General features: G+C 74.9%; 2 protein-coding genes. Both read left to right on the top strand.

The window, feature by feature from the left end; all coding sequences use genetic code 11:
* Window positions 1–86 precede the first annotated feature (86 nt).
* Window positions 87–10,853 (top strand): SDR family NAD(P)-dependent oxidoreductase, encoded by a 10,767-nt coding sequence (locus ACGF13_RS10715; protein ID WP_392871706.1) that lies wholly within the window; start codon window positions 87–89, stop codon window positions 10,851–10,853.
* Between the two features lie 19 nt (window positions 10,854–10,872).
* Window positions 10,873–16,918, top strand: a 6,046-nt coding sequence (locus tag ACGF13_RS10710) for an SDR family NAD(P)-dependent oxidoreductase (RefSeq protein ID WP_392871703.1), incomplete at its 3' end; no start/stop codon positions are given.

Raw genomic sequence — 16,918 nt, 5'->3', positions numbered from 1 at the left:
ACGGGGGCGAGTCCCGGCTGGGCGCGGCCGTCCCCGTGTAACTGTTCGTTTGCTAAACGGTCTTGGCCGAATGTGGAGATGCGCGGATGAATGAGTCCAGGTCCGATTCAGTACTGGCCCGGCTGCTGGCCGATGCCGCGCCGTCGGAGCACCGGAGGTTGGTTCTCGACCTCGTGAGCCGCACCGCGGTGGCGGCGCTGAAGGCGGCACGCCCGGAGGCGGCCGACACCTTGGACACCGCGCTCGCCTTCCGGGAGCTGGGCTTCGACTCGCTGGCCTCGGTCGACCTCCAGGCCCGCCTGGTCGCGGCCACCGGCCTCGACCTGCCGGTCACCGTGGTCTACGAGTGCCCGACCCCGGCCGCGCTGGTCGACCGGCTGCTCGCCGAGGTGCTCGGCGCCGCCGCCCCCGAGCCGGCCCCGACCGCCAACCTCGGCGCGGCGGACGAGCCGGTCGCGATCGTCGGCATCGGCTGCCGCTTCGCCGGCGGGGTGGACTCCCCGGACGGGCTGTGGCAGCTGCTGCGCGACGGCGGCGAGGTGCTCTCCGATTTCCCCACCGACCGCGGCTGGGACCTGGACCGGCTGTTCGACGAGGACCCGGAGACCCCCGGCAGCAGCTACGTCCGCGCCGGCGGCTTCATCGACACCGCCATCGAGTTCGACGCCGACTTCTTCGGCATCAGCCCGCGCGAGGCGCTGGGCATGGACCCGCAGCAGCGGCTCGTCCTGGAGACCGCCTGGCAGGCCCTGGAGCACGCCGGGGTCGACCCGCTGGCGCTGCGCGGCACCGAGGCCGGCATGTTCTTCGGCGCCGAGGTGCAGGAGTACGGCCCGCGGCTGCACGAGGCCCCCGACGGCCTGGACGCCTACCTGCTGACCGGCAACGCCCCCAGCGTCATCTCCGGACGGGTGGCCTACGTGCTCGGCGCGCTGGGTCCCGCCGTCACCGTGGACACCGCCTGCTCGGCCTCGCTGGTCGCGATCCACCTGGCCTGCCAGTCGCTGCGCGCGGGGGAGTCCTCGCTGGCGCTGGCCGGCGGCGTCGCCGTGATGGGCGGCCCGGGCGTCTTCACCGCCTTCAGCCGCCAGCGCGGCCTGGCCCCCGACGGCCGCTGCAAGGCCTTCGCCGCCGCCGCGGACGGCACCGGCTTCGCCGAGGGCGTCGGCGTCCTGGTGCTGGAGCGGCTCTCCGATGCCCGGCGCAACGGGCACCGGGTGCTGGCCGTGGTCCGCGGCTCGGCCGTCAACCAGGACGGCGCCTCCAACGGGCTCACCGCCCCCAGCGGCACCTCCCAGCAGCGGGTGATCCGCCAGGCCCTGGCCAACGCCGGCCTGAGCGCCGCCGAGGTGGACGCCGTCGACGCGCACGGCACCGGCACCACGCTCGGCGACCCGATCGAGGCCACCGCGCTGCTCGCCACCTACGGGCAGGACCGGCCCGAGGACGCACCGCTGCTGATCGGCTCGGCCAAGTCGAACCTGGGCCACACCCAGGGCGCCGCCGGCGTGGCCGGCGTGATCAAGATGGTGCTGAGCATGCGCAACGGCTACCTGCCGAAGAGCCTGCACATCGACGCCCCGAGCCCGCATGTCAACTGGTCGGCCGGCGCGGTCGAACTGCTCACCGAGGGCCGGCCGTGGCCCGAGACCGGCGCGCCGCGCCGCGCCGGCGTCTCCTCCTTCGGCGTCAGCGGCACCAACGCCCACGTCGTGCTGGAGCACGACACTGAGGCCGAGCAGCCGCTCTTGGAAGAGCCTGCCGCCGACTCCGGGGTGCTGCCGTACGTGCTGTCGGCGCGCGGCGAGCAGGCCCTGCGCGAGCGCGCCGCAGGCCTGCTCCCGCTGCTGGACGGCGAGGAGCTCCGGCTCGCCGACCTCGCCCACTCGCTGGCCACCACCCGGGCCGGCCTGGCGGACCGCGCCGCGATCGTCGCCGAGAGCCGCGAGGAGCTGCGCGCCGCCCTCACCGCGATCGCCTCCGGCACGGCCCCCACCACCGTCGCCGGCCCCGGCAGGCTCGCCTTCCTGTTCACCGGGCAGGGCAGCCAGCGCCTGGCCATGGGCCGCGAACTGGGCGCCGAATTCCCGGTGTTCGCCGACGCCCTGGAGAAGGTCTGCGGCTACCTGGACCTCCAGCTGGACCTGCCGCTCACCGAGGTGCTGTTCGCGGCCGAGGGCTCGGCCGAGGCCGAGCTGCTGCACCGTACCGAGTACGCCCAGCCGGCCCTGTTCGCGATCGAGGTCGCGCTGTTCCGGCTGGCCGAGAGCTGGGGTCTGCGCCCCGACTACCTGGCCGGGCACTCCATCGGCGAGCTGGCCGCCGCGCACGTCGCCGGGGTGCTCACCCTGGAGGACGCCGCCATCCTGGTCGCCGCGCGCGGCCGGCTGATGCAGGCGCTGCCGGCCGGCGGCGCGATGGTCGCGGTGCAGGCCACCGAGGCCGAGGTGGCGCCGCTGCTCACCGAGCGGGTCGGCCTCGCGGCGGTCAACGGCCCCCGCGCGGTGGTGCTCTCCGGCGACGAGCGGGAGGTGCTGCGGATCGCCGAGGAGCTGGCCGCGGCCGGGCACCGGACCAAGCGGCTGCGGGTGAGCCACGCCTTCCACTCGCCGCTGATGGAGCCGATGCTCACCGAGTTCCGTCGGATCGCCAACGTGCTGACGTACACCGCGCCGAAGATCCCGATGGTCTCCACGGTCACCGGCGAGCTGTGCACCGAGGCGGTGGCGACGCCCGAGTACTGGGTCGAGCACGTGGCCGCCCAGGTGCGGTTCGCCTCCGCCATGGACTGGCTGGCGGCCGCCGGGGTCGACACCTTCCTGGAGATCGGCCCGGACGGCGTGCTCTGCGCCATGGGCCAGGAGTGCCTGGACGGCTCCCCGGCCGTCTTCGCCCCGCTGCTGCGCCGCGAGCACCCCGAGCCCCGGCAGGCCGTGCTGGCCTTGGCGGCGGCCTACACCGCCGGTGTCCCGGTGGACTGGGCCCGCTTCCACGCCGGCCGTGACGGGCGCCGGATCGACCTGCCCAACTACCCCTTCCAGCGCAAGCGGTTCTGGCTGGAGCCCGGCTCGGCCCACGCCGACCTCGCGGACATCGGCCAACTACCCGCCGGACACCCGCTGCTGAGCGCGGTGGTGGCCGTCGGCGCGGACGGCGTGGTGCTCACCGGACACCTCTCGCTGCGCGCCCAGCCGTGGCTGGGCGACCACGTCATCGCCGGGCGGGTGCTCTTCCCCGGCACCGCCTTCGTGGAGCTGGCTGTGCGCGCGGGCGACCACGTGGGCGCGGGCGCGATCGAGGAACTCACCCTGGGCGCCCCGCTGGTGCTGCCGGCCGAGGGCGGCGCGGGCATCCAGGTCGCGGTGGGCGAGCCGGACGAGAACGGGCGCCGACAGCTGACCATCCACTCCAGGGCGGACGGCGCGGACGCCGGGCAGTGGACCCAGCACGCCGGTGGTGTGCTGGCACCCGCCGCCGAGCCGCTGCCGCAGCCGCTGGACAGCTGGCCGCCGCAGGGCGCCGAGGCGATCGACCTCACGGGTGTCTACCAGACCCTGGCGGCCCAGGGCTACGGCTACGGACCGGCCTTCCAGGGCCTGCGGGCGGCCTGGCGGCACGGTGGCGAGGTCTTCGCCGAGGTGGAGCTGCCCGCCGAACTCGTTGCCGACGCGGCCGAGTTCGGCCTGCACCCGGCACTGCTGGACGCCGCCCTGCACGCCGCCGACCTGGGCGCCGAGCCCCGCGCCGAGGTGCTGGTGCCGTTTGCCTGGACCGGGGTGTCGCTGCACGCCGCCGGTGCCGCCTCGGTGCGGGTGCGGATCTCCCACTCCGGCAAGGACACCCTGGCGCTCGAGTTCGCCGACGCCACCGGCGCGCCGCTGGCCACCGTGCGGGGCCTGGTCTCCCGCCCGGTGTCGGACGACGAAGTCCTCTACGTCGTACGGCAGTCGCCGCTGGCCGTGCCGGCCGAGCCGCAGCCGCTGCGGATCGCGGTGCTGGACGGCGAACTCGCCGACCTGACCACGTTGACCGACCCGCTGCCGCAGGCCGTCGTGCTGCCCGCGGTGGCCGGCGCCGAGGAGCTGCCGCTCGCGGCGAGGAGCGCCACCGCCCGGGTGCTGCGGGTGCTCCAGGCCTGGCTGTCCGACGACCGCTTCGCCGGCTCCACGCTGGTGGTGATCACTTCGCCCGCGCTCGCCCAGGCGCCCGTCCGCGGCCTGGTCCGCTCGGCGCAGGCGGAGAACCCCGGCCGGTTCGTCCTGATCGAGCACCCCGGCCTGCCCGCCGAGGCCGAGGTGTCCGCCGCGCTCGCCACCGGTGAGCCGGAACTGTCGCTGCTGGAGGGCGAGTTCACCGCACCCCGGCTGGCCGTACTGCCCGCCGCGGCGGCCGAGACCCCCGAGTGGGGCCGGGTCCTGATCACCGGCGGTACCGGCGGCCTGGGCGGCCTGCTGGCCCGCCACCTGGTCACCGAGCACGGCGTGCGCAGCCTGGTGCTGGCCGGGCGCCGCGGCTCCGCCCCCGAACTCCAGGCCGAACTCGAAGAGTTGGGCGCCGATGTGGCCGTGGTCGGCTGCGACGTGGGTGACCGCGCCGCGGTGGCCGCACTACTGTCCGCCCACCCGGTCGACTCGGTGGTCCACGCCGCCGGCACGGTGCGCGACGGCGTGATCGGCTCGCTCACCGAGGAGGCGCTGGCCGAGGTCTTCCGCGCCAAGGTGGACGGCGCCTGCCACCTGCACGAGCTCACCGCCGAGCTGGACCTCAAGGCCTTCGTGCTCTTCTCCTCGCTCGCCGCCGTCCTCGACGGCGCCGGGCAGGCCAACTACGCGGCGGCCAACGCCTTCCTGGACGCCCTGGCCGAGCACCGCGCCGAGCTGGGCCTGCCCGCCACCGCCCTCGCCTGGGGCCTGTGGACCGGCGAGGCCGGCATGGGCGCCGCGCTCGACGAGGCGACGCTGGCCCGGATCGCCCGCTACGGACTGCCCGGACTGGACGCGGCGCACTCGCTGCGGCTGTTCGACGCCGCCGTGCGCACCGACGCCGCTCGGGTCGTCCCGGTCGAGGTGGACACCGCCGCCGTGCGCCGCCGTACGGACGGCATCCCCGCGCTGCTCAGCGGCCTGGTGCGGCCGGTCAACCGCCGGGCGTCGGCCGCCCGCGGCACCCGCGCCCAGGACGGCGGCAACGCGCTGAGCGCCCTGCCCGCCGCCGAGCGGGACCGTACCCTGCTGGAGCTGGTCCGCACCGAGGTGGCGGCCGTGCTGCGGCACGAGAGCGCGGCGGCGATCAGCCCGACCCGGGCGTTCACCGAGATCGGCTTCGACTCGCTGGCCGCCGTGGAGCTGCGCAACCGCCTCAACTCGGCGACCGGGCTGCGGCTTCCGGCCACGCTGGTCTTCGACTACCCGGCGCCGAAGGCGCTGGCCGAGCACATCCGCGACACCCTGTTCGGCGGCGAGCCCGAGGCCCCGGCCGCGCCGGTGGCGGCGGCCGTCGGCCTGGCCGAAGATCCGATCGTGATCGTCGGGATGAGCTGCCGCTACCCCGGCGGCGTGGAGTCCCCCGAGGACCTGTGGCGCCTGGTCGCCGACGGCGTCGACACCATCGCGGACTTCCCGGCCGACCGCGGCTGGGACACCGAGGGGATCTACGACCCGCAGCCGGGCACGCCCGGCAAGACCTACTCCCGCGAGGGCGGATTCCTCTACCGGGCCGCGGAGTTCGACGCCGACTTCTTCGGCATCAGCCCGCGCGAGGCGGTCGCGATGGACCCGCAGCAGCGCCTGCTCCTCGAGGTCTCCTGGGAGGCGTTCGAGCGCGCGGGCATCGATCCGGCGACGGTCCGCGGCACCGCCACCGGCGTGTTCGCCGGCGTGATGTACCACGACTACGGCAGCTGGCTCACCGACGCCCCCGAGGAGGTGGCCGCCTACTTCGGCAACGGCACCCTCGGCAGTGTGCTCTCCGGGCGCGTCTCCTACGCGCTCGGCCTCGAAGGGCCGGCCGTCACCGTCGACACCGCCTGCTCCTCCTCGCTGGTCACCCTGCACCTGGCCGCGCAGGCGCTGCGCGGCGGCGAGTGCACGCTCGCCCTGGCCGGCGGTGTCACCGTGATGTCCACCCCGGACACCTTCATCGACTTCAGCCGCCAGCGCGGCCAGGCCGCCGACGGGCGCTGCAAGTCCTTCGCGGCCGCGGCGGACGGCACCGGCTGGGGCGAGGGCGTCGGCATGCTGGTGCTGGAGCGCCTCTCCGACGCCGAGCGCAACGGGCACCGGGTGCTCGCCGTGCTGCGGGGCAGCGCGATCAACCAGGACGGCGCCTCCAACGGCCTGACCGCCCCCAACGGCCCCTCCCAGCAGCGGGTGATCCGCCAGGCGCTGGCCAGCGCCGGGCTGTCGGCCGCCGAGGTCGACGTGGTCGAGGCGCACGGCACCGGCACCACGCTGGGCGACCCGATCGAGGCCCAGGCGCTGCTGGCCACCTACGGCCAGGAGCACACCGAGGAGCGCCCGCTCTGGCTCGGCTCGATCAAGTCCAACATCGGCCACACCCAGGCCGCCGCGGGCGTGGCCGGCGTGATCAAGATGGTCGAGGCGATGCGCCACGGCGTGCTGCCCAAGACCCTGCACGTGGACGCCCCCTCGGACCAGGTGGACTGGACGGCGGGCGCCGTCGAACTGCTCACCGAGTCCCGGGACTGGCCCGAGGCCGGGCACCCGCGCCGCGCCGCCGTCTCCTCCTTCGGCATCAGCGGCACCAACGCCCATGTGATCCTCGAAGCGGCGCCGTTCACCGAGGACGCCCCGGCCACCGGTACCCCGCCCACCCTGGTGGCGCTGCCGGTCTCCGGCCGCAGCCCCGAGGCGCTGGCCGCCCAGGCCGAGAAGCTGGCCGCCACCGGCGACGTGGACCTCGCCGACCTGGGCCTCGCGCTGGCCACCACCCGCAGCGCCCACCCGTACCGCGCCGTGGTGCTGGCCGCCGAGCGCGCCGAACTCGACGCCGCCCTGGCCGCGTTGAGCGCCGGCACCGAGGCGCCCGGGCTGGTCACCGGCACCGTCGACGAGGGCGGCCTGGCGTTCCTCTTCTCCGGCCAGGGCTCGCAGCGCCCCGGCATGGGACGCGAGTGGTACGAGGCCTTCCCGGTCTTCGCCGAGCACTTCGACCAGGCCGCCGCCCACCTGGACGGCGCCCTGGAGCGCCCGCTGGCAGAGGTGGTCTTCGGTGACGACGCCGAACTGCTGGGCCGGACGGCCTACACCCAGGCCGCGCTCTTCGCCACCGAGGTGGCGCTGTTCCGGCTGCTGGAGTCCCTCGGCCTGCGCCCGGACTTCCTGGCCGGCCACTCGATCGGCGAGTTGGCCGCCGCGCACGTCAGCGGCGTCTGGTCGCTGGCGGACGCGGCCAAGGCGGTCGCCGCCCGGGGCCGGCTGATGCAGGCGCTGCCCGAGGGCGGGGCGATGGTCGCGGTGCGGGCGAGCGAGGCCGAGGTGCTGCCGCTGCTGGACGAGCGGGTCGGCATCGCGGCGGTCAACGGGCCGCGCTCCGTGGTGCTCTCCGGCGACACCGAGGCGGTGCAGGAACTGGCGGCCCGCTTCGAGCGGTCCAAGCGGCTGACCGTCTCGCACGCCTTCCACTCGCCCCGGATGGACGGCATGCTGGCCGAGTTCGGTGCGGTGCTGGCCGAACTCGACTACGCCGAGCCGAGCATCCCGATCGTCTCCACCCTGACCGGCCGGCCGGCGAGCCCGGCGGAGCTGTGCACGCCCGAGTACTGGGTCAGGCATGTCAGGGAGAGCGTGCGCTTCGCCGACGGCATCGCCGCGCTGGCCGACCAGGGGGTCACCACCTTCCTGGAGCTGGGCCCGGACGCCGTGCTGAGCGCGCTGGGCCCGGAGTGCGTGGCCGACGACGCGCAGGCGGTCTTCGCCTCGGTCGCCCGCAAGAACAAGCCCGAGGTGTCGGAGCTGCTGGGCGCCCTCGCGCTGGCGCACACCCGCGGCGCCGCACTGAACTGGCCCTCGATCTACGGCGACTACACCGCTCGGGCGGTCGAGCTGCCGACCTACGCCTTCCAGCATCGGCGGTTCTGGCTGGACGCCCCGGCCGCCAAGGGCGACGCGGGCAGCCTGGGCCAGGCGCCGGTGGACCACCCGCTGGTCGGTGCCGAGATCCGGCTGGCCGCCTCCGACGAGGTGGTGCTGACCGGGCGGGTGTCGCGAGCCACCCACCCGATGCTCGCCGAGCACGCCGTCCTCGGCACGGTCCTGCTGCCGGGAACCGCGCTGGTCGATCTGGCGATTCGGGCCGGCGACCTGCTCGGCCTGCCGGTCCTGGAGGAGCTCACGCTCCAGGCGCCGCTGCTGCTGCCGGAGTCGACCGCCGTGCAGCTCCAGGTCGTGGCCGGGCGCGGCGGAGCCGTGCAGATCTTCTCCCGCCCGGCGGGATCCGAGGAGGCCGGCTGGACCGTCAACGCCACCGGCCTGCTCGCGGAGCGAGGCACCGCCCGCCCGGAGCCGTTCACCCAGTGGCCGCCGGCCGGCGCGACCGAGGTCGACGTCACCGGCCTCTACGAGCGGATGCGCGCCGAGGGCTACGAGTACGGCCCGGTCTTCCAGGGCGTCAAGGCCGCCTGGCGGCGCGGCGAGGAGGTCTTCACCGAGCTCGAACTCCCCGCCGCCGAACGGCCCGACGCCGCCCGCTTCGGCCTGCACCCCGCGCTGCTGGACGCCGCCCTGCACGCCACCGCCCTGCTGGACGAGGAGGGTGAGGAGGCACCGGCGGAGGGCAAGGTGCTGCTCCCGTTCGCCTGGAACGGGGTGGAACTGCACACCGGCGGCGCCTCGGTGGCCCGGGTGCGGCTGACCCGCCAGGACGGCGACGGCATCCGGATCGAGCTGGCCGACGGCGCCGGGACCCCTCTCGCCTCGGTCTCCTCCTTCGTGACCCGGCCGGTGGCGGCCGGCCAACTCGGCCCCCAGCGGGATTCGCTGTTCACTGTGGAGCTGACGCCCCGCCCTGAGCTGACCGCCCAGGGCGTGGGCAACCGGCAGTTCGCGGTGCTCGGTACCGGCGACCTCGGCCTCGACGTGCCCGTCCACCCGGACCTGACCACGCTCGGCGACGCCGTCCCGGACGTGGTGCTGCTGCCGGTGCCGACGGTTGCCGGCGACCAGGTGCCGACGGCAGTGCGCTCCGCCCTGCACGCCGTGCTCGGCCCCGTCCAGGAGTGGCTGCGCGAGGACCGGTACGCCAAGGCGACGCTGGTGGTGCTGACCGCCCAGGGCCTGGCGGATGCCGCCGTGCGCGGCCTGGTCCGCGCGGCGCAGGCCGAGGACCCGGGCCGGATCGTCCTGGTGGACTCCGCGGGCCTGGGGGAGGACCCGCTCACGCTGACGCTGCTGGCCGCCGCCCTCGACTCGGGCGAGCCCGAACTGGTGCTGCGCGAGGACGCGATCCTGGTGCCGCGTCTGGCCAGGGTCCAGCTGCCGCAGGCCGACCAGGACGGCCCCGACTGGGGCACCGTGCTGATCACCGGCGGCACCGGCGGCCTGGGCGCGCTGGTGGCCAGGCACCTGGTGCGGCAGCACGCGGTCACCAGCCTGGTGCTGGCCGGACGCCGGGGCCTGCAGGCGCCCGAGGCACGGGAGCTGAAGGCTGAGCTGACCGAACTGGGCGCCCAGGTGGCGGTGGTGGCCTGCGACGTCGCCGACCGGGCGGCGCTGGCCGATGTGCTCGCCGAGCACCCGGTGCGCAGCGTCGTGCACACCGCGGGCGTCCTGGACGACGCCCTGATCGGCTCGCTGACCCCCGAGCGGATCGACGCGGTGCTGCGGCCCAAGGTCGACGGCGCCTGGAACCTGCACGAGCTGACCCTGGACCGGGAGATCAGCAGGTTCGTCCTGTTCTCCTCGGCGGCCGGAACCCTGGACGCCACCGGGCAGGGCAACTACGCGGCCGCCAACGTCTTCCTGGACGCGCTGGCCGAGCACCGGGTCGCGGCCGGCCTGCCGGCCACCGCGCTGGCCTGGGGCCTGTGGGCGGGAGCCGGCGGGATGGGCGGCCAGCTCGCCGAGGCCGACCTGGAGCGGATCGAGCGTTCCGGCATCGGCGCGCTGGACCCGGCCGAGGGGCTGGCCCTGTTCGACGCAGCCCTGCGCGCCGAGCGTGCCACCCTGGTGCCGGCGCGTCTGGACCTGGCGGCGCTGCGCGAGCGCAGCGAGTCCCTCCCCGCCGTGCTGCGCGCTCTGGTGCGGCCCACCGTCCGCCGGGACGCGGCCACCGGCGCCGGCGGTTCCAGCGGTGCGGCCTCGCTGGCCCAGCGCCTGAGCACGTTGCCGGCCGCCGACCACGAGCACGCGGTGCTGGAGGCGGTTCGCTCGCAGGTGGCCGCCGTGCTCGGGCACGACGGTCCGGCATCCGTCCAACCCAGGCGTGCCTTCAGCGAGTTGGGTTTCGACTCGCTCGCCGCGGTGGAGCTGCGCAACAAGTTGAACGCGGTCAGCGGGCTGCGCCTGCCGTCCACGATGATCTTCGACTACGCCACCCCGGCGGCGCTCGCCGCGTACCTGCTGGACAGGTTGCGCCCGGAGCGGACCGAGCCGGCGGCCGAGGCGCCCGATGACGCCCGGGTGGCCGAGCTGCTGGCCGGCATCCCGGTGGCCAGGCTCCGCGAGTCGGGTCTGCTGGAGCGGCTGCTGAAACTCTCCGAGACCGCCCCCGCCGACCCGAAGCCGGCCGCGCCCGGCGCACCGGCCGAGTCCGGGGCCGACCGGACCTCGGCCATCAAGAACATGGACATCTCCGATCTCATCCGCACTGCGCTCGACCGTAGCGACGCCAAGTAATCAGGGAGCGACACCGACCGTGGATACACCTGTCGAGCAGATAGTCGAGGCGCTGCGCGAGTCGCTGCTGGAGAACGAACGACTGCGCCAGCAGAACACGCGGATCGAGGCCGCGGCGCAGGAGCCGATCGCGATCGTGGCGATGAGCTGCCGCTACCCCGGCGGCGTCAGCTCGCCCGAGCAGTTGTGGCAGCTGGTCGACCAGGGCGTGGACGCGGTGGGGGACTTCCCCGCCGACCGCGACTGGGACGTCGAGGGGCTCTACGACCCGGACCCGGACGCGCCGGGCAAGACCCACGTCCGTGAGGGCGGCTTCCTCTACGACGCACCGCGCTTCGACGCCGCGTTCTTCGGCATCTCACCGCGCGAGGCGATCGCGATGGACCCGCAGCAGCGCCTGCTCCTGGAGGTTTCCTGGGAGGCGTTCGAGCGGGCCAACATCGACCCGCACACCCTGCGCGGCAGCCGGACCGGCATCTTCGCCGGGGTGATGTACCACGACTACGGCAGTTGGCTGGCCGAGGTGCCCGAGGGCGTCGAGGGCTATCTCGGCAACGGAAACCTGGGCAGTGTCGCATCGGGCCGGGTCTCCTACACGCTGGGCCTGGAGGGGCCCGCCGTCACCGTGGACACCGCCTGCTCCTCCTCGCTGGTCGCGCTGCACCTGGCGGTCCAGGCGCTGCGCACCGGTGAGTGCGCCTACGCGCTGGCCGGCGGTGTCACCGTGATGTCCACCCCGGACACCTTCGTGGACTTCAGCCGCCAGCGCGGGCTCTCGCTGGACGGCCGGTGCAAGTCCTTCGCCGCCTCGGCGGACGGCACCGGCTGGGGCGAGGGCGTCGGCATGGTGCTGCTGGAGCGGCTGTCGGACGCCGAGCGCAACGGGCACCGGGTGCTGGCCGTGGTCCGCGGCAGCGCGATCAACCAGGACGGCGCCTCCAACGGCCTGACAGCCCCCAACGGGCCGTCCCAGCAGCGGGTGATCCGCCAGGCCCTGGCCAACGCCAGGCTCAGTGCCGATCAGGTGCACCTGGTGGAGGCACACGGCACCGGCACCCCGCTGGGCGACCCGATCGAGGCGCAGGCGCTGCTCGCGACCTACGGGCAGGAGCGCGCCGGCGGTGAGCCGCTCTGGCTCGGCTCGATCAAGTCGAACATCGGCCACACCCAGGCGGCCGCGGGCGTCGCCGGGGTGATCAAGCTGGTGATGGCGATGCGCCACGGCCGGATGCCGAAGACGCTGCACGTCAACGAGCCCACCCCGCAGGTGGACTGGACCGATGGCGCGGTCGAACTGCTCACCGAGGCCAGGGACTGGCCCGAGCGCGGCGAGGTCCGGCGGGCCGCGGTCTCCTCTTTCGGCATCAGCGGCACCAACGCCCACGTGATCCTGGAGAGCGTGCCCGAGCCCGAAGTGCCCCAGCGTGCCACCGAACCGACCGGACCGCTGCCGCTGGTGCTCTCCGGAAAGGGTGAGCAGGGCCTGGCCGCCCAGGCGCAGCGGCTGCTCGACCACCTGGACAGCGCCCCGCTGCCCGACCTCGCCTGGACCCTGGCCACCTCCCGGGCCGCCCTCGGTGACCGCGCGGTGGTGATCGGCGCGGACCGCTCCGCGCTGGCCGCCGGGCTGAGGGAGCTCGCCGCCGGACGCGCCGCGGCGGGCGTGGTTCAGGGCGGGCGCCAGAGCGAGTCCCGGATCGCCTTCGTCTTCCCCGGACAGGGCTCGCAGTGGATCGGCATGGCGGCCGAACTGCTGGACACGGCCCCGGTGTTCGCCGCCAGGATGACCGAGTGTGCCCAGGCGCTGGCCCCGCACGTGGGCTGGGACCTGCTGGAGGTCATCCGCGGCGCGGACTCGCTGGAGCGGGTGGACGTGGTGCAGCCCGTGCTCTGGGCGGTCATGGTGTCGCTGGCCGAGCTGTGGATCTCCTACGGGGTGCGCCCGGCCGCCGTGATCGGGCACTCGCAGGGCGAGATCGCGGCCGCCTGCGTGGCCGGGGCGCTCTCGCTGGCCGACGGCGCCAAGGTGGTGGCCCTGCGCAGCCTGGCCATCGCGGACGACCTGTCCGCGCGCGGCGGCATGATGTCGGTGGCGCTGGCGGCGGAGCAGGTCCGTGCGCGGCTCGCCGAGTACGAAGGGCGGCTCTCGGTGGCCGCCGTCAACGGCGCGGCCTCGGTGGTGGTCTCCGGCGACGCCGACGCCTTGGACCAGCTGCACGCCGGGCTGCGCGCGGAGGGCGTGCGGGCCAAACGGCTGCCGGTGGACTACGCCTCGCACTCGGCCCAGGTCGAGTCGATCCGCGAGCGGCTGCTGAAGGAGCTTTCCGGGCTGAGCCCGCGCTCCGTCGACGTGCCGTTCTACTCCACGGTGACCGGCGAACTGTTCGACACCGCGGGCCTGGACGCCGACTACTGGTACACCAACCTGCGCCAGAGCGTGCTCTTCGAGGGCGCCACCCGGCTGCTGCTCGACAGTGGCTACGGCGTCTTCGTCGAGTGCAGCCCGCACCCGGTGCTGCTGCACAGCGTGGAGGAGACGGCGGAGGCGCTGAACGCCGAGGTCGTCGGGATCGGCTCGCTGCGCCGCGACGAGGGCGGCCCGGAGCGCTTCCTGACATCGCTGGCCGAGGCGCACGTGCACGGCGTCGCCCTCGACTGGGCGGCGGTCTTCGCCGGGACGTCCGTGCGCAAGGTGGACCTGCCCACCTACGCCTTCCAGCGCGAGCGGTTCTGGCTCGGCAGCTCCCAGGCGGTGGGCGATGTGACCGCGGCCGGTCTGGTCGCCGCCGGACACCCGTTGCTCGGCGCCTCGGTCACGGTCGCCGACGGCGGCGGCATGCTCTTCACCGGCCGGCTCGCCACCGCCACCGCGCCCTGGCTGGCCGACCACGCGGTGGGCGGCACGGTCCTGCTGCCGGGTACCGCGTTCGTGGAGTTGGCCGTCAAGGCCGGCGACGAGGTCGGCTGCGGCCGGGTGTCGGAACTGACCTTGGAGGTGCCGCTGCTGCTGCCCGAGCGCGGCGCGGTCCAACTTCAGCTCCACCTCGGCGAGCCGGACGACTCGGGCCGACGCCCGCTGACCGTGCACTCGCGCCCCGAGGGCGGCGAAGGCGAGTGGACCAGGCACGCCAGCGGCCTGCTGGAGCCGGACACCGCCGAGGCCGGCTTCGACTTGGCGGCCTGGCCCCCGGCCGGTGCGCAGCCGGTCCCGGTGGACGGCGTGTACGAGGGGCTGGCCGAGCAGGGCTACCACTACGGCCCCGCCTTCCAGGGGCTCAAGGCGGCCTGGCGGCGTGGCGAGGAGGTCTTCGCTGAGGTCGAACTCCCGGTGGAGGATCAGGGGTTCGCCCTGCACCCGGCGCTCTTCGACGCGGCCCTGCACGCCGCGGACCTCGGCGGTGGCCAGGAGCCGGGCCAGGCCCGGCTGCCCTTCGTCTGGAACGGCGTCTCGCTGTACGCCTCGGGAGCCAGGGCGCTGCGCCTGCGGATCACCGGCACCGACGCACTGACCGTCCAGCTCGCCGATACCACCGGCTCCCCGGTGGCCTCGGTGGACGCGCTGACCACCCGCGCGGCCGACCCCGCCGCGCTCGGGGCGGCCACCCGTTCCGACGCCCTGTTCCGGCTCGACTGGCCGGTCCTCGCGGTGGAGGGACCCGCACCCGATCACGTGGTGCTCGGCGAGGGCGGCCTGGCGGAGCTGGCGACCGTACCGGAGCTGGTGGTCCTGCCGGTGCGGCAGGGCGAGGATCCCGTCACCGGCACCCGGGCCGTCTCCGTCCAGGTGCTTGAGACCCTGCGGCAGTGGCTGGACAGCGAGAAGGTCGCCGCCTCCCGCCTGGTGGTGCTCACCAGGGGAGCGGTGGCGGTGGGCGCCGAGGGCGTCCAGGACCTCGCCGCGGCCGCCGTCTGGGGCCTGACCCGCGCCGCCCAGGGCGAGAACCCCGAGCAGTTCGTCCTGGTGGACGCCGACCAGGACACCACCGTCGAGCAGGCCCTGGCGGCGGTCGCCGCCTCGGGCGAGCCACAACTCGCCGTGCGCGACGGCAGGGTGCACGTGCCCCGGCTGGTCAGGAGCGCACCGGATGGCACCGTCAGCCCCCTCGATGCCGAGGGCACTGTGCTGATCACCGGCGGCACCGGCGTGCTGGGCGCGCTGGTGGCCCGGCACCTGGTGGCCGAGCACGGTGTGCGTCACCTGCTGCTGGCCGGGCGCAGCGGCGTCGCCCAGGACGACTTCGCCGACCTGGACGCGGAGATCACCGTGGCCAAGTGCGACGCGGCCGACCGCGAGCAGCTCGCCGACCTGCTCGCCACCGTCCCCGTCGACCGCCCGCTGACCGCCGTGCTGCACCTGGCCGGCGCGCTGGACGACGGCTTGGTCACCGCGCTCACCGCTGAGCGGCTGGACGCGGTGCTGCGCCCCAAGGTGGACGCGGCCTGGCATCTGCACGAGCTCACCGCCGGTCTCGACCTCAAGGCGTTCGTGCTCTTCTCCTCGGCCGCCGGCACCGTGGACGGTGCGGGCCAGTCCGCCTACGCGGCGGCCAACGCCTTCCTCGACGGCCTGGCCCAGCACCGCCAGGCGCTCGGCCTGCCCGGCCTCTCGCTGGCCTGGGGCTTCTGGGAGCAGCGCACCGGGATGACCGCCCACCTGAGCGAGGCGGACGTGGTGCGGATGGCCAGGTCCGGGGTGCGTCCGATCGCCACCGCCGAGGGCCTGGCGCTCTTCGACCTCGCGTTGGCCGGGGACCGGGCGCTGCTGGTGCCGATCGGCCTGGACCTGCCCGCGCTGCGTTCGGCGGGCACGCTCTCCCCGGTGCTGCGCGGCCTGCTCCGTCCGGCCGCCCGGCGCACGGCGGCAGCGGCACCCGCGGCACCGGGCAGCGCGCTGGACAAGCTGGCCGCCCTCGGACGGGCCGAGCGCGACACGGCCCTCCTCGAGCTGGTCCGCACCCATGTCGCCGCCGTGCTCGGCCACGACTCGGACATGGTGCTCGACCCGCGACGGGCCTTCAGGGACTGGGGCTTCGACTCGCTGACCGCGGTGGAACTGCGCAACCGGCTGGGCCTGGCTGTCGGGCTGCGGCTGCCGGCCACCCTGGTCTTCGACTACCCGGACCCCACCGCCCTGGTCGGCCACCTCAGGACCGAACTCTTCGGCTCCGCCGAGCCGGTCCCCGAACCCGCCGCCGGCGCGCGGCAGGCCGGCGACGAGCCGATCGCGATCGTGGCGATGGCCTGCCGCTTCCCCGGTGGTGTCAGCACCCCCGAGGAGCTGTGGCAGCTGCTGGCGGACGGCGGTGACGGCATCTCGCAGTTCCCGGCCGACCGTGGCTGGGACATCGAGGGACTCTACGACCCGGAGCCGGGCAAGGCTGGCCGGACGTACTCCCGCGAGGGCGGGTTCCTGCACGACGCCGCCGACTTCGAGCCGGACTTCTTCGGCATCTCGCCGCGCGAGGCGATCGCGATGGACCCGCAGCAGCGCCTGCTCCTGGAGACCTCCTGGGAGGCGCTGGAGCGCGCCGGCATCGACCCGTACTCGGTGCGGGGCAGTGCCACCGGCGTGTTCGCCGGGGTGATGTACCACGACTACGGCAGCAGGCTCAGCAACGCGCCGGAGGACGTGCGGGACTACCTGGGCAACGGCAGCCTCGGCAGCGTGGCCTCGGGCCGGGTCGCCTACACCCTCGGCCTGGAGGGTCCCACCCTCTCGGTGGACACCGCCTGCTCCTCCTCGCTGGTGGCCCTGCACCTGGCGGCGCAGTCGCTGCGCGGCGGCGAGTGCACGCTCGCCCTGGCCGGCGGCGTCTCGGTGATGTCCACCGTGGACACGTTCGTGGACTTCAGCAGGCAGCGCAATCTCGCCGCCGACGGCCGGGCGAAGTCCTTCGCCGACGGCGCGGACGGCACCACGCTCTCCGAGGGCGCCGGGATGCTGCTGCTGGAGCGGCTCTCGGACGCCCGGCGCAACGGGCACCAGGTGCTGGCCGTCATCCGTGGCTCCGCGGTGAACCAGGACGGTGCCTCCAACGGGCTGACCGCGCCCAACGGGCCGTCCC

This window comes from Kitasatospora sp. NPDC048286 (assembly GCF_043201735.1).
Taxonomy (GTDB): Bacteria; Actinomycetota; Actinomycetes; order Streptomycetales; family Streptomycetaceae; genus Kitasatospora.
This window is presented reverse-complemented; position numbering and strand designations above follow the sequence as displayed.